This window comes from Phenylobacterium sp. (assembly GCF_030693405.1).
In the GTDB taxonomy this organism is placed as follows: domain Bacteria; phylum Pseudomonadota; class Alphaproteobacteria; order Caulobacterales; family Caulobacteraceae; genus Phenylobacterium.
Genome location: NZ_JAUYAW010000047.1, coordinates 85,109 through 105,623 on the forward strand (window position 1 = coordinate 85,109; position 20,515 = coordinate 105,623).

Consider the following 20,515-nt stretch of genomic DNA (forward strand, 5'->3'; position numbering starts at 1 on the left):
ACGCGCATCAAGCCACGATGCGCTCAGCGCGAAACCGCGTCACCCACGCCTGATTGGTGTCGTCAGCCATCTTCCGCAAGCTGGGCGCCACATGACCCGCCGCAGCAGGGTCCAGCCCAAGGGAATCCAGTATGCGACGCAGGACTCCTTGGGGGTCGCGGGAGAGATGGTCGTACGTGACGCGCACCGGCTCGATGGCCTCGCTCGCAAACCACCTGTTCCAGTCCCAGTCATAGCCGACCATCGCATCCACCCAGGCCTGCAGCTGCTGGCCGTCATATTCCGGCTCACGAGGCGGCCCGATCCGCTCCACGTCCGAGCCGTCGGCCGCCACGTGCCACAGGCCGGTCTGCTCGGCCTTCAGGCAGGACACCGCCTGCTCGACCTTGTCGGTGCGAGACAGGTGGATGAACAGGGTGCGCCCGAACACGCCCTCAAACCGATCCCGATCGGACAAGGCGCCAGGATGAACCAAGGCCAGGCGGGAAAAGAAGAACGCGAAGCTCGGCCGCTGCAGGCGCAGGCCAAAGACCCCATTTTCGCTACATCCCTGAGACCGGGCCGCCTGAATGCAGGCCTCGACAACCTCACGCTCCGACGCCCCAGCCTCCGGCTCGACGCCCAGCCGCCGCATCCATTCGGCCACGGACGGCTCGTGGAAATGAGACGCGGGCTTCCCCGCCACCGCCGTTTCCGCCAGCAACCGACATAGCAGGGTGCTCCCGCTGCGCGGGGCCGTGCAGATCATGTAGGAGTCGTAGTCTGTCATGATCGTCCCGCCAGAGCGCCGACACACTTCATGAACACTCTAGCCAGGCAAGGCGATGGCGTACAAATCTCGCCTTGATCAGCAGTGAGGCCGCATGACGTTCTGGATCGTGAGTCTGACGGGTTGGATGCTGGCCTACATCCTCGGCTCCATACCAACAGCCTATTTGGCGGGCAGACTGTATCGGCTCGACATCCGCCAGTACGGCTCGGGGTCGGTCGGCGCCACGAACGCCCTGCGGGTCCTGGGCAAGTGGCCCGCATTGGGGGTGCTGATCATCGACGTGCTCAAGGGCGTTGCAGCCGTCGTCCTTGTTCGCGAGATCAGTGTCTGGTTTCTGGCGTCATCGATCGCCGCCCCAGCCACGCTGGACCAACAAGCCTGGCCATCCTGGGCCGCCAGCCTGGGAGCTGGCGCCGCCCTGCTGGGACACAGCCGTTCGATCTGGCTCGGGTTTGGCGGGGGAAAGTCGGTCGCGACCGGCCTGGGCGTCTTACTGGCCCTCGCATGGCCTGTCGCCTTGGGCGCCTTGGCGGTCTTTGCGATTACCCTTGCCGTTTCCCGCATTGTCTCCCTCGGTTCCATCCTGGCGGCGCTGACGGCGATGCTTCTGGTCGTCATCCTGCAGCAGCCCTTGCCTCACCAGCTGATCGTCTTTGCCGGCGGCCTCTATGTCGTCGTGCGACATCGCGCCAATTTTGGAAGGCTGCTGAACGGGACGGAGCCTCAGTTCGGCCGAGTCGCAGGAGATTAGCCCCGCGCACGACTCTCCCCCGCCAGCACATCCAGCGCCACAGCCACCAGCGCCTCGATCCGTCCCACCTCCCGCTCGCTGGCCACGGCCTCGCGGGGCGTCAGCTCCTGGCCGCAGATCAGGTCGCAGGCGCTGATCAGGTCGGCCTGGTCCCAGAGCCTGGCCCTCATCGCCGCCAGTCGCGCCGCCGCCTGGGCTGAGCCTTCGGCGGCCATCAGCAGCACCTCTTCCCGCAGCCCAGGCCCGGCCGGACCGCCGCCGCCGGGGCGCACGTCCAGGGTCGAGCGGATGGCGCCTTCCCGCGCGGTCCGGCGATAGAGGGCGCCATAGCGCTCCCCGGCCGACTTCTGCGCCGGGCTGATCCGCCCCTTCCGCGCCAGCCAGTCGAGCCCGGTCTGCCGGCGATAGGGACGCCCAGGGCTAGGCGGTCCCTCGAACACCGCCCCGCGGGCCTCCGACAGGCCCATCGTCTCAGCCACGCCCTCGGCCACCGCCGCGGCCTCGGCCCGGTCCCGGGTGCGGGTCTCCAGGTCCCGCAGCCGCGCCCGCGTCCGAGCGGCGGGATCGAACACCGCCCCCCTCATGGCCGCCCCCGGGAGACCACCGCGTCGGCCAGCCGGTAGACCGCCTCGCTGGCCGCCCGTTCCCCTTCCAGGATCACGAGGCCAGCGGCGGTATGGGCCAGCAGCTCCTTCAGGAACTGCGCCCGGTCGCCCGGCGTGCGATGGCCCAGCGCCTGGGCCACCAGGGCGCCCGCATCCCGGGGCGCCTCTCCCATGGCCGCGCTCATGGCCGCGCCTCCGGCCAGGTGAGCGGCAGGCCGACCTGCACGCCATTGCGCCCGATCCGCCGTTCCGTCAGAGCGGGAAAGCCCCCCTCCGCCAGCACGGCGGCCACATGGCGCTCATGATGGGCGAAGCGGGGCTGGGCCTCGCCGACGCCGCGGGCCACCTGGCCGCGAAAGGCCCGCTCCAGCCGCGCCACATCGCCGTCCCCGAGCCTCAGTAAGGCGCGGATGCGCGGCGGCGAGGCCCCACCCCGGCGCAGGTTGGCGTAATCCCCCAGGCTCGTGGGGCTTCGGGCTGGAGCCCGGTGCGACTGTGTCTGTTCCATGGGCCGACTGTATTTTTCATACACACACTCGGCAAGCGGAAACTGTATCCTATGTACAGTTATCCCAAGTTGCGCTAGACCGTCCCCATGAACGACCGTTCCGACCGCCTCCGCCAGGCCCGCCTCGACGCCGGGTACGAGACCGCCGCCGCCGCGGCCGAGGCCTTCGGCTGGAACCGCAACACCTACGCCTCCAACGAAAACGGCAACGCGCCCTTCTCCTATCGCAAGGCCAAGGACTATGCGGCCGCCTTCGGGGTCAGCGCCGAATGGCTCTATGACGCCGCAGGTCCCGTGCGGGCTTCGGCGCTCGCCGGCTACGTCCCAATCCTCGGCCGCGTCGGCGCCAATCCCGAGGGTATCGTCCTCTTCGCCACCGGCCAGGATGCCGGGGATCTCGCCCCTATCCCGCCTGGCGGCACCGACAAGGCCGCCGCCCTGCGGGTGGTCGGCCACTCCATGCGCGGCCTCGCCGACGACGGCGCCCTGATCTATTTCGAGGACCAGCGCACCCCGCCCACCCCCGATATGCTGGGTCATGTGGTGGTGGTGGAGATCGACACCGACGAGGTGCTGGTCAAGCGTCTGCTGCGGGGCTCCCGTTCGGGCCTCTACGACCTGGAAAGCGTCGCTGGCCCCACCCGCCAGGACGCCCGCCTGCGCTGGGCCGCCCACATCACCGCCATCATCCCGCCCTTCCAGGCCCGCCGGATCATCCAGTCGGCCCTCTGAGCCGGACGCACTTCCGGTTGCGCGAACCTGTATTTATTATACAGTTTTGCCATGGATCTCTGCGCCTCCGAGCCTGACCTCGCCACGGCCTGCGCCGCTCTCGACGCCGCCGACCACGCCGTCTGGACCCACGGACAGGCCCGCCGTTCCTGGGGGGTCGCCTGGTCCGGCCTTGGCCTCGAGCCGCCCCGCCGCCGCAGCCCAGATCAGATCCGCCGCGCCGCCGAAGCCCGCCTCGCGGCCCAGCAGGCCTGGGCCGCCTCGCCCGAAGGCCGCCTGAAGCGCGCGCTCTCCGACCTCCAGGCCGCAGCCCGCGCCCTGGACCAGCAGGCCGAAGCCCTACGCGAAGCCGCCTCCCGCGGACACGCCGATGCTTGCGCCGCAGCGCCCCGCCGCCTCGCTCGCCTCTCCAATGAAGCGCGCATGGCCCTCAAAGCCCTGCGCGAGGCCCGTAGCCTGCTGGTCTGAGCCGGGTCTATGCTTGGGCCTCAAGCGCTCGCCAGAAGCGCCGCAGGGAGCCCGCCCGTGAACCCGTTTGACCCAGACGCCCACGCCGCCCGCATCGAACGCGACGGCTATACCGTCCTGCCCGACCTCCTCGACGCCGCCGGCCTCGAGGCCGTGCGCGAGGCGCTCGCCCCTCACCTCGGCGGCCACCTGGGACGCAACGCCTTCGAGGGCTACGCCACCGAGCGAGTCTATACCCTGGTGGCCCGGGGCAAGGTGTTCGAAGACCTGACCGAGCATCCCCAGATCCTCGCCCTCCTCGACCGCTTCCTCCTGCCCGGCTACCTGCTCACCGCCAGCCAGGCCATCGCCATCCAGCCGGGCGAGGCCGCGCAGAGCGTCCATTTCGACGACGGCTTCTATCGCCTGCCGAGACCCAGGCCCGCCGCAAGCCTCAGCGTCATCATCGCCATCGACCCGTTCACAGACCAGAACGGCGCCACCGACCTCCTGCCCGGCAGCCACCTGTGGGGCGACGCCGAGGTCGAGGCCTTCGGCCGCGATCCCGAGGCCGCCAGCCGCTTGATCCAGGCGATCATGCCGGCGGGCTCGGCCATCGTCTTCCAGGGCCACATGCTGCACCGGGGCGGCGCCAACCGCTCGGGCAGCCCGCGCCTCGCCCTCACCAACCAGTATTGCCAGCCCTGGGGGCGCACCCAGGAGAACTACTTTCTCAGCGTCCCGAAGGACCAGGTGCGGGCCATGAGTCCCCGCCTGCAGGCCCTGCTGGGCTACGAGATCTGGCCGCCCTTCATGGGACATGTCACCGCCTCCCACCCGCGCAAGGCGCTGGAGCCTGATTTTGTCCCGCCCGTACTGCGGCCGCCGACCGCCGTCTGAGCCGGCATCGCGCCGCGCCCCTTGACCTGCGGCCCTGGGGGTCTATCTAGCCAGATAGATAGTTTGCTTACTTAACTAGATGGCGCCCATGCCCGTCGGCCTCCCTGACGATCCCGACCAGCTCGCCGAGCTGCTGCGGCCGGCCCTGCTGCGGGTCGCCCGTCGCCTGCGCCAGGAGGCGTCCAAGGCCGGCCTCTCAGCGCTGGACGTCCTGCTGCTGGTGGAGATCAAGCGCCAGCCCGGCGTCGGCGTCTCCGACCTGGCTGACGCCGAGCAGATGTCGCGGCCGGCCATGAGCACCCACATCAAGCGTCTCGAGGCCGCCGGCTGGATCAGCCGCCTCAGCCACGCCTCTGATGGCCGCAGGTCCGGCCTGACCATCACGCCGGCCGGCATGGCCGCCCTGGCGGAGACCAGACGCCGCCGCAACGACTGGCTGGCCGCCCGCCTCAGCCGCCTCTCTCCCGTCGAGCGCCAGGCCCTGGCGGCGGCGGCCGCGCCCCTGCTGGCCCTCGTGGAGGTCCAGCCATGACCGAGATCTCCGCCGAGGACACGCCAGAGGCCGGCGCATCGACCAAGCCCGTCGTCGCGACGGCTGAAGAGCGCGCCGCCGCCCTGAGCCGCGGCTGGATCGTGCCCGCCGTCATCGGCTCGGCCCTGATGATGCAGACCCTGAACGCCACGGTCCTGTCCAACGCCCTGCCGGCCATGGCCCGGGACATGGGGGAAGATCCCCTGCGTCTGAACCTGGCCATCACCATGTATCTGCTGGCCGCGGCGGTCTTCCTGCCGATCAGCGGCTGGGCGGCCGACAAGTTCGGGGCCAAGCGCATCTTCGTCCTGGCCATGGCGCTTTACGCCCTCTCATCGGCGCTGTGCGGCTTCGCCGACACCCTGATGGAGCTGGTCGGCGCGCGGCTGCTTCAGGGCGCCGCCGGCGCGATGATGGCGCCCGTGGGCCGCCTCGTCCTGCTACGCACAACGCCCAAGAACGAGCTGGTCGGCGCCATGTCGGTCCTCACCATGCCGGCCCTGCTGGGCCCGGTGATCGGCCCGCCGGTGGGCGGCTTCATCGTCACCTTCTGGGACTGGCCCTGGATCTTCTTCATGAACCTGCCCATCGCCGCGGTCGGCCTGCTGCTGGTCATCCGCTTCGTGCCCAATGTGGCGCTCCAGGACGCCAAGGCGTTGGACTGGAAGGGCATGCTGCTCACCGGCCTTGGCCTCGCCTGCGTGATCTTCGGGTTCGAAAATCTGGGGCGCGACTTCCTGCCCGCCCTGGCCGTTGTGGGTTTGTTCGCGATCGGCGGCGCCATGCTGTGGATCTATGCCTGGCACGCCAGACGCACCCCCCACGCCATCCTCGACCTGTCGCTCTTCCGGTTGCGCACTTTCGAGGCCTCGGTGGTCGGCGGCGCCTTCATGCGCATCGCCATGGGCGCCACCCCCTTCATGCTCGCCATGCTCTTGCAGGTCGCGTTCGGCATGACCGCCCTGCAGGCCGGCCTGCTGACCTTTGTCGGGGCGGCAGGCGCCCTGATCATGAAGACCACCGCCCCGCCCATCCTGCGCCGCTTCGGCTTCCGTCGGGTGCTGATGGTCAACGCGGTCATCACCGGGGTCTTCTTCCTGGCCTACGCCGCCTTCCAGATCGACACCCCCCACTGGGTCATCATGCTGGTCCTGCTGGCCGGCGGCTTCTTCCGCTCCCTGCAGTTCACCAGCCTCAATGGCCTGGCCTATGCCGAGATCGAACAGGACCGGATGAGCCGCGCCTCCACCATGTCGGCCATGGCCCAGCAGTTGATCCAGTCAGTGGGCATCGGCCTGGCCGCCACCCTGATCCACGTCTTCACCCAGATGGCGGGGCAGACCGAGATGACGGCGCAGACCATCTCGCCAGCCTTCCTGGTGATCGGCGCCCTGACCTTCGTGTCGATGTTCTTCTACGCCCGCCTGCCCAAAGACGCCGGGGACGAGATGAACAGTCGAAGCTGAGCTTGGAAGGCCCGCCTTGACGCGCCCCCTCCCCTGCCCCCTATGGCGGCTGAAGGAGATCCCCATGAAGCAGACCCTGGCCACAGCCCTGGTCACCGCCCTGGCGCTCAGCGCCTGTTCGCCGGCCGAGACGCCGCCAGCCCCTGTTGCAGAGGTCGAGACGCCCGATCCGCCGCCCCCGGCCGCTGTCGCGCCTGGCTTGGCCTGGGCCGCCTCGGCCAGCGGCGAAGGCGCGGTCCTCACCCTGTCGGACGCCGCGGGCGAGGCCGTCCTGCGCCTGGGCTGCGTGCGCAATCCCGCCGCCATGACCCTGACGGTGGCAGGCTTCACCCCGATCAGCAGCGAGGACCGGCTCACCGTCGGCCTGGATGATGAGCTGTTCGTCTTCGTCGCCGACCTGCAGGCCTCATCGGCCGAGCGCGGCGTGGTCGCCCAGGCCGACGTCTCCACCGACTTCATCGAACGCCTGCAGACCGCCACGGCGATCAGCGCCGTCTATGGCGCCCAGCAGCTTGGCCCGCACATGCCCCCGCCCGCCGACATCGCCGGGACCTTCGCCGCCGAATGCCGCCGGGCGGTCGACGTATCGTGACGCGTAGCGCTCAGCGTTTCATGACCTGGGCGAGCGCCGTGCAGGCGGCCGAGCCGATCGGCCCCTGCTCGTCATAGAGGAAGCACTCGCCGATCGCGACGCCGTCGCTGGCGCCGTGGTTGACCACCTCGAACCCGACCCACTCGGTAGCCGGCAGCCGGTGCAGATAGACCGTCACATCGCTGTTGATATAGGCCAGCCCCTTGTCGCCGGCATTGGCGAAGGGGCTGGCGAAGTCGGCCGCCACCGCGACCCGGGTGAAGGGCGTCAGGGGCTCGTCCTCCACCAGTTCGCGCACCTCGCTCATCCAGGTCCGCTTCACCCCCACCTCGCCGAAGTCGCCGGTGATGCGCCGCATGGCCCACATGCCGCCCATGCCCATGCGCTTGTCCTCCGGCGGCGGAATGTCGGCCGGCGCCGGCACGTCCCAGTTCCCCGGCGTCCACACCGTCCCCTCAGGGTTGGCGGTGCGGCGCAGGAACTGACAGCTCGCCCGGCCCATGCTGACCCCGCCGCTGATGAACTCGGCGTCCACCACCTTGATCCGCTTGCCAGCCCGCACCACCGTGGTCGTCACCTCCACCGGGGAAAAGTCCGGCAGGCGGTACATGTCCACGGTCAGCCGGGCGGGGATGAAGTCGGGCTCCCCGTGCTCAGCCTCCAGCACATGGCCCAGCAGGCCGACGATCACCCGGCCATGCAGCGACTGCGGATTCCACGGTCCGCGGCAGGCGGGCATGGGGACGAAGCGGCCATCCTGCCGCTTGAAGAAGGGTTCGTTTTTCATCGCGGCGATCCATGCCGGATTCCGCCGCGACCGCAAGCGCCTCAGCGCGGCGGATCGGCCCGATCTGCGGCCTGGCCCTCAAAGGTGGCCCAGCCCGTGCCGACGCCGGTTTCCGGCAGGCCCTCGGCGATGTCGTCCATGGGGTTAGGATCGATGGCCCGCCCCTGCCGGTGCAGGTGCGCCTTGGCGATCATATTGGCGGTGATCGGCGCGGTCAGGAACAGGAACAGGGTGATCAGCAGTTCGTGGGCCGAGTACTTCCCCTGCATGGCCGGAAAATAGATCATCGAGGCGATGAGGCAGGAGCCCACCCCCAGGGTCGTCACCTTGGTCGGACCATGCAGCCGGGTCATCAGGGACGGCATCCGCGCCAGCCCCCAGGATCCCACCAGGGCGAAGAAGCCGCCGATCACGAGGATGGCGGAGATCAGGATTTCAACGGGTCCGGCGTCCATCATCCTCATCCCTACTCAATGATATCGCCGCGCAGCAGGAACTTGCAGTAGGCCACCGTGCCGACGAAGCCGACCATGGCCAGCAGCAGGGCGGCCTCGAAATAGACCGCCGATCCCTGCTGAATCTGCATCAGCACCATGAGCGCGATGGCGTTGATGGTCATGGTGTCGAGCGCCAGGATCCGGTCGGCCGTGGTCGGTCCCCGGGCCAGCCGCCAGAGGTTCAACGCCATGGCCAGGCCCACGCAGGAGATGGCGAACAGGACGGCGATCTCGATCATGCGAAGACCTTCTTCAACCGGGCCTCGTAGCGGCGCTTGATCCGCGCCACCTCGGCCTCGGGGTCGGGGGTGTCCAGGGCGTGCACCAGCAGGGCCCTTCCACAGGACGACACATCACAGGACACCGTGCCTGGCGTCATGCTGATCGTCCCCGCCAGCATGGTGATCGCCTCAGGGCTGCGTACATCCAGGGGCACGACCAGCCAGGCCGAGCGCAGGTCTTTTGACCGGCGGAACAGGACGATGACGGCGATCTGAAAGCTCGCGGTGACGATGTCCCAGAGCACGATTGCCAGATAGCCCCAGGTCGGCGGCCCGAACCTCACCCGTGGCCGGTCGGGCCAGAAGGGGCTGGTCAGGATGGGAACCACCAGGCCGATAATGACGCCGAGAACCAGACCCCCGAGGGTGAGCTGGTTGGCCAGCAGCATCCAGACGACGATGAGGGTGACGCTCAGGGCCGGATGGGGCAGCAGCTTCTTGATCATCCCCCGTCCCTCACCCTGGCCCCAGGACTGCGCCGCCATAGGCGCCGGCCTCATAGATCTGCTCACCCGTGGCGTTGAGATAGGCGCTCACCGGTCCGCCGGCCAAGGTCAGGGCGGCCAGCGACGCCAGCAGGCCCGCCACCACCAGGGCCGAGGCGACCGGCGCCACAGGGGCGGAGGCCTTGATCTCGCCGGTGGTCGCCGCGCTCTTCCAGAACAGCACGCTGCCGGCCCTGGCGAAAGCCAGCAGGCTGATCACCGTGGTCCCCAGGATGAAGCCCCAGATCCACCAGCCCCCCGGCGCGTCCCGTACGGCGTCCAGGATCAGAAGCTTGCCCGGAAAGCCCGACAGCGGCGGCAGGCCGACCACGGCGATGGCGGTGAGGAAGAACAGGCCCGACAGGGGGCCGGCGCCCGCGAACACCGGGCTGGGCGACAGGACGTCGCCGAAGTCCCCGCGCCGCCGGGTGATCTGGTCGGCGACCAGGAATAGGGCGGCCGCCGCCAGGGTGGAATGCGGCAGGTAATAGAGGGCGGCGGCGGTGGACTCCGGCGTGAAGACCGCGATGGCGCTGACCAGGGTCCCCATGGAGCCGATCACCGAAAAGGCCGCCAGTTGCCGCAGATGACGCGCGCCCAGCACGCCGATGAAGCCCAGCAGCATGGTGGCGAGCGCCGCGGGCAGCAGATAGGGCGCCGGCGCCCAGGCCAATTCGCCGGCCCCGTCGCCGAACACTACTGTGGTGAAGCGCAGGATGCAGTAGGCGCCGACCTTGGTCATGATGGCGAACAGGGCCGCCACCGGCGCGGAGGTGGAGCCATAGGTCCTGGGCAGCCAGAAGTGCAGCGGGACCACGGCGGCCTTAAGCGCGAACACCGCGATCATCAGCAGGCCGCCGGCCAGGATCAGCCCGTGGTCGCCGGCCGGGGCCTGGGCCACCCGCTGGCCCATATGCGCCATGTTGAGCGTGCCCGTGGCCCCGTAGAGCAGGCCGACCGCCACCAGAAACAGGGTCGAACCCACCAGATTGACCACCACATACTGCACCCCCGCCTTCAGCCGGGCCGCGCCGCCCCCATGCAGCATCAGGCCGTAGGAGGCGATAAGCAGCACCTCGAAGAAGACGAAGAGGTTGAACAGGTCGCCCGTCAGGAATGCGCCGTTCAGGCCCAGCAGCTGGAACTGGAACAGGGGATGGAAGTGCCAGCCCTTGCGGTCGAGGCCCGTCACCACGGCATAGATCATCACCGCCAGGGCCAGGATCGCCGTCACCATCAGCATCAGGGCTGACAGCCGGTCCAGGACGAGGATGATGCCGAAGGGCGCCCGCCAGTCTCCTAGGGCGTAGGTCTGGATCGTCCCGTCGTTTGCCTGGGCCATCAGCAGGCCGGCCAGGGCCAGCAGGCTGAGGCAGCTGGCGATGGACAGCACTCGCGATTCCATCAGCCGCTTGCGCAGGAACAGCAGCATCAGCGGCGCCAGCAGGGCCGGCAGCAGGACTGGGGCGACCAACCAGTGACTCATCGGCCAGCCTCCTGCGACGAAGAGGCCTCAGGTCCCAGAACCGCGCTCTCCTCCGGCGGCGGCAGAGGGGTGGGCGAACGGTCGGTGAGGCCGTCGATCTGGTCGGTGCCGGTCTCCAGATAGGTCCGCAGGGCCAGGACCACCACAAGGGCCGTCATGCCGAAGGCGATGACGATGGCCGTCAGCACCAGGGCCTGGGGCAGCGGGTCGGTATAGGCCGCCACGTCCTTGCCCCAGATGGGGGGCTGGTTGATCACCAGCCGACCTGAAGCGAACAGGAAGACGTTGATGGCGTAGGACATGAAGGCCAGGCCGAGGACGACGGGGAAGGTTCGCCCCCGCAACACCAGATAGATGCCGGCCGCCGACAGCACGCCCACCGCCGTGGACACCAGAAACTCGATGCTCATGCGCCCTCTCCCGCCGGCGCCGACGCAGGCGGCTTCGCAGCGCGGCTGGGATCGACGTCCATGGGCCGGTCGTCGCCCCCGGGCGACTTCTCAGCCCGCTGGGCCACATTGGACAGGTGATGCAGGGCCAGCATCACCGCCCCCACCACCGTGCAGGCCACGCCGATGTCGAAGGCGAGCGCGCTGGACAGGCCGACATCTCCGATCAGCGGGATGGACACATACTCATAGGCGCTCTTCAGGAACGGCGCCCCCAGCGCCATGGCCGCCAGTCCCGTCAGGGCCGCCACGAGCACCCCGAAGCCGATCAGGCCGTGGTGATCCACCGGCAGCCGCCGATGAGCCCAGACATAGCCGGACGCCATGTACTGCATCAGCAGGGCGATGGAGACCACCAGGCCGGCGATGAAGCCGCCGCCGGGCTCGTTGTGGCCCCGCAGGAAGATGTAGAGACCGACCACCAGGGCCAACGGCAGCAGCAGGCGGGTGGCCACCACCAGCATCATCGGATGATGTTCGGGCGACCGGCTCTGGTCCGGCGACCAGGCCGCCAGCCTGCGGCCCGAGGCCCCGCGGCCAGCGGTCTCCAGCAGGGCGAAGATGGTCAGGGCGGCGATCCCCAGGACGATGATTTCGCCAAAGGTGTCGAAGCCCCGGAAGTCCACCAGGATCACATTGACCACATTGGTGCCGCCGCCGCCGGAATAGGAATTGGCCCAGTGGAATTCGGAGATCGAGGGCGGTCCTTCCCGGCGCAGCAGGGCCCAGGTGGCGCCGGCCATGCCCAGCCCGCCAAGCCCCGCCAGCAGTCCGTCGCGCAGGCGCCGCCCACGGCTGCTCTCCACCGGCGTGGTCTTGGGCATCAGGTTCAGGGCCAGCAGCAGCAGCAGGATGGTCACCACCTCCACCGAGATCTGGGTCAGGGCCAGGTCCGGGGCCGAGAGGAAGACAAAAGCCAGGGAGACGATCAGCCCGATCACGCTGATGAAGATCAGCGACAGATAGCGGTGCCGATGACCCAGCAGCACCGAGGTGGTCCCGCCTACCAGCAGCACCCAGGCGATCACCGCAGCGCCGGGCGCCGGCAGGGTGGCGCGCGCGCCCTCGACATAGTCGGCGCTGACGAAGCCGGCCATGGCGACGATGACGGCGGCAGCCAGGATGATGAACATGTAGCGCTGCAGCGAACCGTTATGCACGGCCTCGGTGAACCGCTGGGCGCCTCGGGCCGCGGCCCCAGTGACCTTGTCGAACATGGCCTTGGCGTCAGGCAGGCCCATGGCCAGCCAAACCCGCTCAGCCCCGCGATGGGCGCCCAGTAGCAGGCCGCCGCCCACCAGGGCCGCCACGCTCATGGCCAGCGGCAGGTTGAAGCCGTGCCAGAGCGACAGATACTTCTCCCCCGCCGTCCCGCCGGTCACCGCGGCCGACACCGCATTCACCAGCGGCCCGGCCACCAGGGCCGGCGCCAGCCCGATGGCCACGGCCAGGATCACCAGCAGGGCCGAGGGCGCCCACATGCCGAACGGCGCGTCATGGGGCTTTGACGGATAGGACTCCCGCTTGGGCCCGAAATAGACCCCGACCACATAGCGGAACGAATAGGCGGCCGAGAACAGGATGCCGACCATGACGATGGCCGGGACCAGCCAGGTCAGGCCAAACGCCTGGGCGCCGACCGCCTCCTCCAGCATCATCTCCTTGGAGATGAAGCCGTTCATCGGCGGGACGCCGGCCATGGCTGCGGCCGCCAGAACCGCCAGGGTCGCAGCGATCGGCATGAGGGTGAACAGGCCCCCCAGCTTGCGCAGATCCCGGGTGCCGGCCTCGTGGTCGACAATGCCGGCGTTCATGAACAGGGCGGCCTTGAAGGTCGCGTGATTGATGATGTGGAAGACGCCGGCCACCGCTGCGGCCGGCGTGCCGAGCCCGAACAGGAAGGTCAGCATGCCCAGATGGCTGATGGTGGAATAGGCCAGCAGCCCCTTCAGGTCGTCCTTGAACAGGGCGACGATGGCGGCGAACACCATGGTGAACAGACCAACCCCGCCCACCAGATAGAACCAGGCCTCGGTGCCGGCCAGGGCCGGCCACAGCCGCGCCAGCAGGAAGACGCCGGCCTTCACCATGGTCGCCGAATGCAGGTAGGCGCTGACCGGTGTCGGCGCCGCCATGGCGTGGGGCAGCCAGAAGTGGAACGGGAACTGCGCCGACTTGGTGAAGCAGCCCCCCAGAATCAGCAGCAGGGCCGGCAGATACATGGGCGAGGCCTGGATCGCCTCTCCGCTCTGCAGGATGACGCTCAGATCATAGGAGCCGGCGATCTGGCCTAGGATCAGCAGGCCCGCGATCAGCGACAGCCCGCCCAGGCCGGTGACGGTAAGCGCCATGCGCGCGCCCTGGCGGCCCTCGGGCAGATGACGCCAATAGCCGATCAGCAGGAAGGACGAGAGGCTGGTCAGCTCCCAGAAGATCAGCAGCAGCAGGATGTTGTCCGACAGGACAATGCCTACCATCGCGCCTTGGAACAGCAGCAGGAAGGCGAAGAACCGCCCCATGGGGTCGGCCTTGGCCAGGTAGAAGCGGGCATAGATGATGACCAGCAGGCCGATGCCCAGGATCATCCCAGCGAACATCAGCCCGAGCGCATCAAGGAAGAAGTTGAGGTTCAGACCCAGCGCCGGGAACCACTCCAGGCGCGCGGTGATCACCTGACCGGCCATGACCTGGGGCGCCAGGCTCAGCAGCAGACCAAGCGCGGTCGCGGTCACGAGCCCCGTGGCCAGGGCGCAGGCGTTGCGACCAAGACGAATGGCGAGGGCCGGGGCGAGCGCGCCCAGGAACGGCAAAAAGGCGATCCACGCCAGGGTCAAATTGGCCCTCGAGTCGATGACGTCAAATGGGTGCGCGCCCATCAATAGCGACAGGCGGTCGCAGCCCCAATGAATTTCCCGTTATTGCTCAGCTCAGCGGCTGGGCGGGTCGTCCCTAGCGGCGGCGGAACTGCGGCCGCTGCTGACCGCCGCCCATCCGGGGGCCTTCGGTCTTGTGACGATAGGTGATCCGACCCTTGTCCAGGTCGTAGGGGGTCATCTCGACGGTGACCCGGTCGCCCACCAGCGAGCGGATGCGGTTCCGCTTCATGCGGCCGGCTGTGTAGGCGAGAATGGTGTGTTCATTGTCCAGCTGAACGCGGAACCGGCCCTCGGGCAGCAGTTCGGTGATCACGCCTTCGAACTCGATAAACTCTTCCTTGGACATACGTATCGTCTCCTGCTGGCCGCCGACGCCCGGCGAGCCGGCCTCATGGCCGGGCCCTTCCGCGAGGAGGGCGGTCCCCGCCAGACGGCGGCAGGACGGTCCAGACGCGCCAAAGGCCCCGCTCTGCGCCAGCGAACCGGCGCATGGAGGAGGCTTGAGAGGCGGGCTTTGAGCGAACCGCGCTGAAACGGACTTAGGTCGGGCGTCGCGCGACGAAATGTCGAGACGCTTAGGTAGGCCCTGGGACGGCAAAAGTCCAGCCGCCGCCGATCCGGCCTCATCCCCTCCCCCCAGCGCGCCGATAATCGGCTAAGGAGCCCCATGGACCTCAGATACGACGTGGTGATCGCCGGCGCCGGCGCCGCCGGCATGATGTGCGCCGCTCAAGCCGCCCAGCGCGGCCGCAAGGTGCTGGTCATCGACCACGCCAAGGCGCCGGGCGAGAAGATCCGCATCTCCGGCGGCGGCCGCTGCAACTTCACCAATATCAACACCACGCCGAACAACTTCCTGTCGGAGAATCCGCGCTTCTGCATCTCGGCCCTGCGCCGCTACCGGCCCAAGGACTTCATCGCCCTGGTGGACAGCTATGGCGTCGCCCACCACGAGAAGACCCTGGGCCAGCTGTTCTGCGACGGCTCGGCCCGCCAGATTATCGACCTGTTGCTGGCCGAGATGGCCAAGGGCGACGCCGAGCTCGCCCTGCAGACCTCCATCCAGGCCATCAGCCACAACGACACCGGCTTCACCCTGCAGACCTCGGCTGGCGAGGTCGCCTGCGCGCGCCTGGTGATCGCCACCGGCGGCAAGTCGATCCCCAAGATGGGCGCCTCGGGCTTCGGCTATGATGTGGCGAGGCAGTTCGGCCTCCGCGTCACCGACACCCGCCCGGCCTTGGTCCCGCTGACCTTCGACGTCTCCCTGCTGGAGCGCACCGCCCCCCTGGCCGGCGTCGCCGTGGACGCCACGGTGTCCGCCGGCAAGACCCGGTTTTCCGAGGCCCTGCTCTTCACCCACCGGGGCCTGAGCGGCCCGTCCATCCTGCAGGCTTCGTCCTACTGGCGCGAAGGCCAGGAGATCGCCGTGGATCTCGCCCCGGGCCAGGACGTCTACGCCCATCTGCGCGCCGCCCGCACCAGCCGCGCCAAGGCCGCGCCCGCCACCATCCTGGCCGAACTGCTGCCCAAGCGCCTGGCCCAGTATCTGGCCGAAACCCACGCCCCCAAGGGCAATATGGCCGACCAGTCCGACAAGGTCCTGCGCCCCCTGGCCGAGGCGGTGAACGCCTGGCGGGTCAAGCCCGTGGGCTCCGAAGGCTACCGCACCGCCGAGGTCACCCTGGGCGGCGTCGACACCAATGAGCTGGAGTCCCGCACCCTGGAAGCCCGCAAGGTCCCCGGCCTCTACTTCATCGGCGAAGTGGTCGACGTCACAGGCTGGCTCGGCGGCTACAATTTCCAATGGGCCTGGGCCTCAGGCTGGAGCGCCGGGCAGTCGGTCTGAACGCCGTCCAGGATCAGGTCAGAATCCAGCCCTCACCGAGGCTCGCCAGCTGCACGCCCTGGAGAACGAGCTGGTCCCCGCTGGTCAGGGTGATCACCGCGTCGCCGCCCACCTGGGCCGTGGAGTACTGGGCGCCGGAGAGCAACTGCACGCGGTCACCCTGGGCGAGGCTGAAGTCAATCACGACGTCGCGGCCGGCGCCGGCGAAGATGTGGAACCGGTCGGCGCCCTCCCCACCCGTCAGGGTGTCAGTCCCCCTGTCTCCCGAAAGGAAGTCGTTGCCGGCTCCGCCGAAGATCTGGTCATCCCCCTGACCGCCCCGGACGATGTCGTCGCCAGCATCGCCGAACAGGACATCGTCGCCCTCTCGGCCATAGACCTCATCGGCGCCCTGCCCCCCATGAACGGTGTCGTTCCCGAGGTCCCCGGACAGCGTGTCGTTCCCGGTATTGCCCTGTATGAAGTCGTTATCGCGCCCCCCGAGCAGGAGGTCGTTCCCCCCGCCGCCGGTCAGGGTGTCGGCCCCGGCGTTGCCGTGCAGAGAGTCCGAGCCGTCGCCACCGTTGATCTGGTCGGCGCCGTCCAGGCCGCTGATCGTATCGTTCCCCTCCCCGCCGTTGATCACATTGTCCAGGCTGTTGCCGCTCATCACATCGGAGAACGGCGTGCCGACGATCAGGACAGGCGGCGGCGGCTCCACGGGCGCGGAGGCCGTCAGCACCGCATAATTGTTAGAGGACGTCGTCCCCGTGCCGACGTTGCCGGCCAGGTCCATGATGCCTGCATTGTCCAGGATGATCAGGTTGGTCGCATCATTGACCGAGGCTGAGGGGGTCAGGGTGCCGGTCCAGGTGGCCCCACCGTCAGCGGAGGTGAGACCCGAAATCGTCCCGTTGGCGACGGTCAGGTCGCCGGTGTCCAGCCCGGCAATTCTCTCCGAGAAGGTGATCGTCACGAGCGAGGTTTCACCCGCTGTGAGAGACGTGTCGGCCACGACAATGGTGGTGGCGACAGGCCGGACGGTGTCGACCGTGTAGTTGTTGGAGTTGGTCGTCCCGACCCCGGGGACGCCGCCACCGCTGACACCGGAATTATCCAGCGTGATCAGGTTGGTGGCGTCGCTCACATTGGCCGAGGGCGTCAAGGTGGCCGTCCATGTGACGCCGCCGTCCGCCGAGCTCAGGCCGGAGAGATCCCCATTCGCCACAATAAGGTCGCCCAGGGTGAACCCGCTGACCGCCTCGGAAAACGTGAAGGTGACTGTTGAGGTCTGACCGATCCTCAGGGTGGTATTTGCGACGACGATGGTGGCTGTGGGAGCGGCCATGCGGCCTCCTGTTCAGGTGAAGCGGCAGAGGTGGAGGTCGTTCCGAGGCCTAGGGTGCGGGATCGCCTTCGAAACCAGAAAGCCGACGCACAGCCGTGGCGCACGGACGAAGGCGAAAGGACAGGCGCCAAGCCCTCATACCGAAATGCGAGGTGGAAGTCCCTGGTCGGTCGCCGCCGCAGACGTCAATGGTCCCGCTGTGACGGAAGGTAGAGCGCACAAACTCCCGCGCCCGCAACGGCACGACCAAGTTTACCTCGCGAGTTAGGTGATGCGGGGCGATTAAGATTACGCAAGGGCAGGTTTCGCTGACCCCGTCGCTGTACTGATGGATGATCTCCTGGCGCCAGAACGTCAACTGCCACGCGGCGTTCAGGACCTACCGTCTGAACCGGCGACGCCCTCGAACCCAACCCGGGCCACCGGCGCCCACGGCCCGCCCAGATAGCGCCAGACCAGCAGGCCTTCGGCGGTGATGTCGAAGGGCTCGAACTCCAGCTGCAGCCGTTCGCACAGCGCCCTCGCCTCATCCGGGTCGGCCTTGTTCTGAATGGTGATGTGCGGACGGAAGGCCGCCCGGTCCTGGGGCGTCAGCCAGGGCGCGAAGGCCTGGGCCAGTTCGGCGCGCAGGGCGTCAAGGTCGGCGGAGGCGATGCGGTAGGCCACCCCGCGCCCTATGAACCAGGGGCCGCGCACGGCCATGGTCAGGGGCCCCCGGGAGGCGCAGGCCGCCCTCACCGTCTCTGCGATGGACGCCTCCTGGTCGCCAGGCAGGGCATGGAACAGGGTCAGATGAGCCGGAACAATGTTGCGATGGACGGGGAAATGCGTCCGGCGCAGGTCCTGGAACCAGTCGAACGCCCCCTCGTCCAGGGCAGCTGTGATGATCAGAGGCGGCGATGGGATCATGGGGCGTCCAACCTCGCCCCGGGGGCGGCCAGGGGGCGTGGGCCTCCATATCGTGCGTCCATCGCCCCCTGACTAGCTTTGCTGTGACCCAGGCCTAGAAGGCCAGGTCGACGCCCACGGTGGCGGCCCGGGGCTCATTCACCAAGATGCCGCGAGAGCGGTCGACGATGAAGGTCTTGTCGGCCAGGTTCCGGACCGCAAGGGTGAGCTTCACCTGGGTGTTGGGGATCTTGTAGGCGGCGGCCAGATTGAACTGCCAGGCGTCGTCGATCAGACCCCGCTGGCCGTTGGCGCTGGGCGTGACCGAGTTCACATCGTCGGTGAACATCTCGCCGGTATAGACCCCTTCAAACTCAGCCTGGATCGCACCGGTGTCGAATCCTACCGCCGCCCGGCCCATCCACTCCGGGGCGTAGGGCAGCCGGTTGCCGGTGACTGAGACGGCCCCCAGGCCCGCGATGGACGAAAACCGGCGCCCCCGGTACTCTGCTGTCTCCACCCAGGTGAAGGCGGCGTCGGCGTACCAGTCCACCGAGGTGGCGAAGGCCGTCTTGGAGGAGAAGCTGGCCGCGCCCTCCAGGCCCAGATGCCGGGTCTCGCCGGCGCTGGTCGCCGTGGCGCCCACTCCGCCGGCCACAGACGCCGGCACGATCTGATTGTCGAAGTCCAGGCGGAAGAGCGCCAGCTCCCCCTTCAGGCCGGCCATGGGCGAGCCCCGCAGACCCAGCTCCCAGTTCAGGCTACGCTCCGGATCAAGCTCGACTGAGCCGCCGGCATTGGTGATGATGTCCTCCACCCGCGGCGGCGAGAAGCCCCGGTGAACTCCGGCGAACACGGTCAGCCGCTGGTCCTTGCTCCAGGACACCCCGAGGCCCGGAATCCACTCGCTGAGCTCGGTGGAACCGCTTCGGCCCGCCAGCTTGTCCGACCGATTGAAGGTCATGGTCTCATAGCGGACCCCCGGGGCGATGGAGAGATCGCCGAACTGGAAGGTGTTCTTGATGAAGGCCGAGGCCGCCCGGGCTTCGCGCACATTGTGCTCACGCACCCCCGCGCCCGAGCCTCCCCCCGGCGCCCGGGAGTTGGGACGATCGCCGTTGAACTGGAACCGCTCCTGGTTTTCCGCATGCAGGCGAGCGCCGGCCAGAAGCTCGCCGCCGGACCAGTTGAGCGTCAGCCGCTGCTCAAGGCCGAACATGTAGTACTGCCGCAGCCGGCCTTCATTGCCGCAGGTGGTGTTCAGATTGGCCATGCCGCCGCAGGCCGGATCGGCAGAGTCCGAAGGCCGCTGGCTGGAATTGGAGGATTGCCGCCACCAGTCCCGGTCAAAGGTATTGGCGTAGAGCACAGTGTTTAGCTGCAGGTCGTCGGAGGGTGTCCATCCGTGGGCCAGGCTCGCCCCATAGCGCTCGATGACGAACGAGTCGTTGGTGAAGGGATAGCCGCGTGGATTGGCCCGGTATTCGGCCTCCGTCAGCCCCGAATAGCCGACCTTGCTGTCCTCCAGATAAGCGGTGGCCTTGAAGGTCAGGGCCTGGCGGTCCGAAAGGGTGGCGACAGCCTTGATGAAGACGTCGTTATAGGAGAGCTCCTGATTGTCCCGGACCCCGGCATTGCTGCCGGTGGCGAAGCCGCCCAACAGGCCCAGGGCGCCAAAGGTGTCGCCGCCTTGCAGCACCAGCTCGCGGGTCTCATTGCCACCCGCCCGGAGCACCAGCCGGCCTGAGGCGTCGGCGGGCGGGGCTGCGGTGGTGTAGTTGATCACCCCGCCCACCGTGTGCGGTCCATAGACGATCTGGCCGGCGCCCTTCAGCACCTCCACCGCCGAGAACCGCTCCAGGGGCGGGTGGTAGTAGGAGGCGTTGTCGCCATAGGGCGCATAGGTCAGCGGGACGCCGTCCTCGAGCAGCAAAACCTCGGTGGAGCGAGTCGGGTTGAGGCCTCGAACCCCGATGTTGGGGCGCAGGCCTAGTCCCTCTTCGGTCCGGACATAGATGCCGGGCACCCGGCGCAGCACGTCATTGATATCCCGGGGCTGCGAGCGCTCGTACTCCACCGCCTCAACCCGTGTCGCTGCGCCGGGGAAATCGCCTAGCCCCGCCGGCCCGAGGACGATCAGTTCGGAAACGGGCGCAGCCTCCTCCTCGGCCAGGGCGGTAACGGGCGACAGGAGCGACAGGAGCGCGGCGGTGGCCAGATGTGACTTGCGCAAGACATACCCCAAGGTTTGCGATCAATTCGCGTTAGCGAACGCCGTTACGTCC

The 20,515-nt window shown here is 68.4% G+C and carries 21 protein-coding genes and 2 pseudogenes; 8 read left to right on the forward strand and 15 right to left on the reverse strand.

Annotated features, from left to right (window positions below; genetic code table 11):
• Positions 1–7 precede the first annotated feature (7 nt).
• On the reverse strand, positions 8–769 hold the full coding sequence (locus tag Q8N19_RS10240; RefSeq protein ID WP_305590322.1) for a Stf0 family sulfotransferase: 762 nt from the start codon (positions 767–769) through the stop codon (positions 8–10).
• Between the two features lie 94 nt (positions 770–863).
• Between Q8N19_RS10240 and plsY the strand changes: the two genes are divergently transcribed.
• On the forward strand, positions 864–1,523 hold the full coding sequence (plsY, locus tag Q8N19_RS10245; protein WP_305590324.1) for a glycerol-3-phosphate 1-O-acyltransferase PlsY: 660 nt from the start codon (positions 864–866) through the stop codon (positions 1,521–1,523).
• Here the strand turns inward: plsY and Q8N19_RS10250 are convergent.
• The 3 genes from Q8N19_RS10250 to Q8N19_RS10260 are packed head-to-tail and all read right to left on the reverse strand — an operon-like array spanning position 1,520 to position 2,636.
• Entirely contained in the window at positions 1,520–2,095 is a 576-nt protein-coding gene (locus Q8N19_RS10250) for a hypothetical protein (protein WP_305590326.1), read from the reverse strand. The two genes, plsY and Q8N19_RS10250, sit on opposite strands and share 4 nt — an antisense overlap.
• A gap of 8 nt (positions 2,096–2,103) precedes the next feature.
• On the reverse strand, positions 2,104–2,313 hold the full coding sequence (locus Q8N19_RS10255) for a hypothetical protein (protein ID WP_305590328.1): 210 nt from the start codon (positions 2,311–2,313) through the stop codon (positions 2,104–2,106).
• Positions 2,310–2,636, reverse strand: a complete 327-nt coding sequence (locus Q8N19_RS10260) for a hypothetical protein (protein WP_305590329.1) — start codon at positions 2,634–2,636, stop codon at positions 2,310–2,312. The genes Q8N19_RS10255 and Q8N19_RS10260 overlap by 4 nt, the downstream gene beginning before the upstream one ends.
• An 87-nt stretch (positions 2,637–2,723) precedes the next feature.
• Between Q8N19_RS10260 and Q8N19_RS10265 the strand changes: the two genes are divergently transcribed.
• The 6 genes from Q8N19_RS10265 to Q8N19_RS10290 all read left to right on the forward strand — a co-directional run bounded on the left by Q8N19_RS10265 (position 2,724) and on the right by Q8N19_RS10290 (position 7,305).
• Entirely contained in the window at positions 2,724–3,368 is a 645-nt protein-coding gene (locus tag Q8N19_RS10265; RefSeq protein ID WP_305590330.1) for a S24 family peptidase, read from the forward strand.
• A 51-nt stretch (positions 3,369–3,419) separates the two neighbouring features.
• Entirely contained in the window at positions 3,420–3,836 is a 417-nt protein-coding gene (locus Q8N19_RS10270; RefSeq protein WP_305590331.1) for a hypothetical protein, read from the forward strand.
• A gap of 57 nt (positions 3,837–3,893) precedes the next feature.
• Positions 3,894–4,715 carry a phytanoyl-CoA dioxygenase family protein gene (locus Q8N19_RS10275; RefSeq protein ID WP_305590332.1) on the forward strand — a complete coding sequence of 274 codons (822 nt, stop codon included), beginning with the start codon at positions 3,894–3,896 and terminating at the stop codon, positions 4,713–4,715.
• Positions 4,716–4,803: 88 nt separating this feature from the next.
• On the forward strand, positions 4,804–5,247 hold the full coding sequence (locus Q8N19_RS10280) for a MarR family winged helix-turn-helix transcriptional regulator (protein WP_305590333.1): 444 nt from the start codon (positions 4,804–4,806) through the stop codon (positions 5,245–5,247).
• Positions 5,244–6,713, forward strand: coding sequence for an MFS transporter (locus tag Q8N19_RS10285; protein WP_305590334.1), 1,470 nt, complete (start codon positions 5,244–5,246; stop codon positions 6,711–6,713). Before Q8N19_RS10280 ends, Q8N19_RS10285 begins: the two co-directional genes overlap by 4 nt.
• Positions 6,714–6,777: 64 nt before the next feature.
• On the forward strand, positions 6,778–7,305 hold the full coding sequence (locus Q8N19_RS10290) for a hypothetical protein (RefSeq protein WP_305590335.1): 528 nt from the start codon (positions 6,778–6,780) through the stop codon (positions 7,303–7,305).
• A 10-nt stretch (positions 7,306–7,315) separates the two neighbouring features.
• Here Q8N19_RS10290 and Q8N19_RS10295 read toward each other — a convergent pair whose 3' ends face one another.
• From Q8N19_RS10295 to infA, 8 genes and pseudogenes are all read right to left on the reverse strand, one after another.
• Positions 7,316–8,092 carry a thioesterase family protein gene (locus tag Q8N19_RS10295; RefSeq protein ID WP_305590336.1) on the reverse strand — a complete coding sequence of 259 codons (777 nt, stop codon included), beginning with the start codon at positions 8,090–8,092 and terminating at the stop codon, positions 7,316–7,318.
• A 41-nt stretch (positions 8,093–8,133) separates the two neighbouring features.
• Positions 8,134–8,547, reverse strand: a complete 414-nt coding sequence (locus tag Q8N19_RS10300) for a Na+/H+ antiporter subunit G (protein WP_305590337.1) — start codon at positions 8,545–8,547, stop codon at positions 8,134–8,136.
• Positions 8,548–8,558: 11 nt separating this feature from the next.
• A complete protein-coding gene (locus Q8N19_RS10305; RefSeq protein WP_293322084.1) occupies positions 8,559–8,828 on the reverse strand; it encodes a K+/H+ antiporter subunit F in 270 nt (89 codons plus the stop codon).
• Positions 8,825–9,316 carry a Na+/H+ antiporter subunit E gene (locus Q8N19_RS10310; protein WP_305590338.1) on the reverse strand — a complete coding sequence of 164 codons (492 nt, stop codon included), beginning with the start codon at positions 9,314–9,316 and terminating at the stop codon, positions 8,825–8,827. The genes Q8N19_RS10305 and Q8N19_RS10310 overlap by 4 nt, the downstream gene beginning before the upstream one ends.
• A gap of 10 nt (positions 9,317–9,326) precedes the next feature.
• Complete coding sequence (locus tag Q8N19_RS10315; protein ID WP_305590340.1) at positions 9,327–10,841, reverse strand: monovalent cation/H+ antiporter subunit D; 1,515 nt, start codon at positions 10,839–10,841, stop codon at positions 9,327–9,329.
• Positions 10,842–10,930: 89 nt separating this feature from the next.
• Positions 10,931–11,245: pseudogene (locus Q8N19_RS10320) on the reverse strand (Na+/H+ antiporter subunit C); the annotation flags it as partial.
• Between the two features lie 2 nt (positions 11,246–11,247).
• Positions 11,248–14,124 (reverse strand): monovalent cation/H+ antiporter subunit A, encoded by a 2,877-nt coding sequence (locus Q8N19_RS10325; protein WP_305590344.1) that lies wholly within the window; start codon positions 14,122–14,124, stop codon positions 11,248–11,250.
• Positions 14,125–14,296: 172 nt separating this feature from the next.
• Positions 14,297–14,512: pseudogene (gene infA, locus Q8N19_RS10330) on the reverse strand (translation initiation factor IF-1); the annotation flags it as partial.
• Between the two features lie 321 nt (positions 14,513–14,833).
• Between infA and Q8N19_RS10335 the strand changes: the two are divergent.
• Positions 14,834–16,015 carry an NAD(P)/FAD-dependent oxidoreductase gene (locus Q8N19_RS10335; RefSeq protein WP_305590345.1) on the forward strand — a complete coding sequence of 394 codons (1,182 nt, stop codon included), beginning with the start codon at positions 14,834–14,836 and terminating at the stop codon, positions 16,013–16,015.
• Positions 16,016–16,028: 13 nt separating this feature from the next.
• On the opposite strand, the gene Q8N19_RS10340 is transcribed toward Q8N19_RS10335, so the two are convergent.
• The 3 genes from Q8N19_RS10340 to Q8N19_RS10350 form a co-directional block, all read right to left on the reverse strand.
• Positions 16,029–17,342, reverse strand: a complete 1,314-nt coding sequence (locus Q8N19_RS10340) for an Ig-like domain-containing protein (RefSeq protein ID WP_305590347.1) — start codon at positions 17,340–17,342, stop codon at positions 16,029–16,031.
• A gap of 372 nt (positions 17,343–17,714) precedes the next feature.
• Entirely contained in the window at positions 17,715–18,251 is a 537-nt protein-coding gene (locus Q8N19_RS10345) for a 2'-5' RNA ligase family protein (RefSeq protein WP_305590349.1), read from the reverse strand.
• Between the two features lie 94 nt (positions 18,252–18,345).
• Positions 18,346–20,463, reverse strand: coding sequence for a TonB-dependent receptor domain-containing protein (locus tag Q8N19_RS10350; RefSeq protein WP_305590351.1), 2,118 nt, complete (start codon positions 20,461–20,463; stop codon positions 18,346–18,348).
• Positions 20,464–20,515 lie beyond the last annotated feature (52 nt).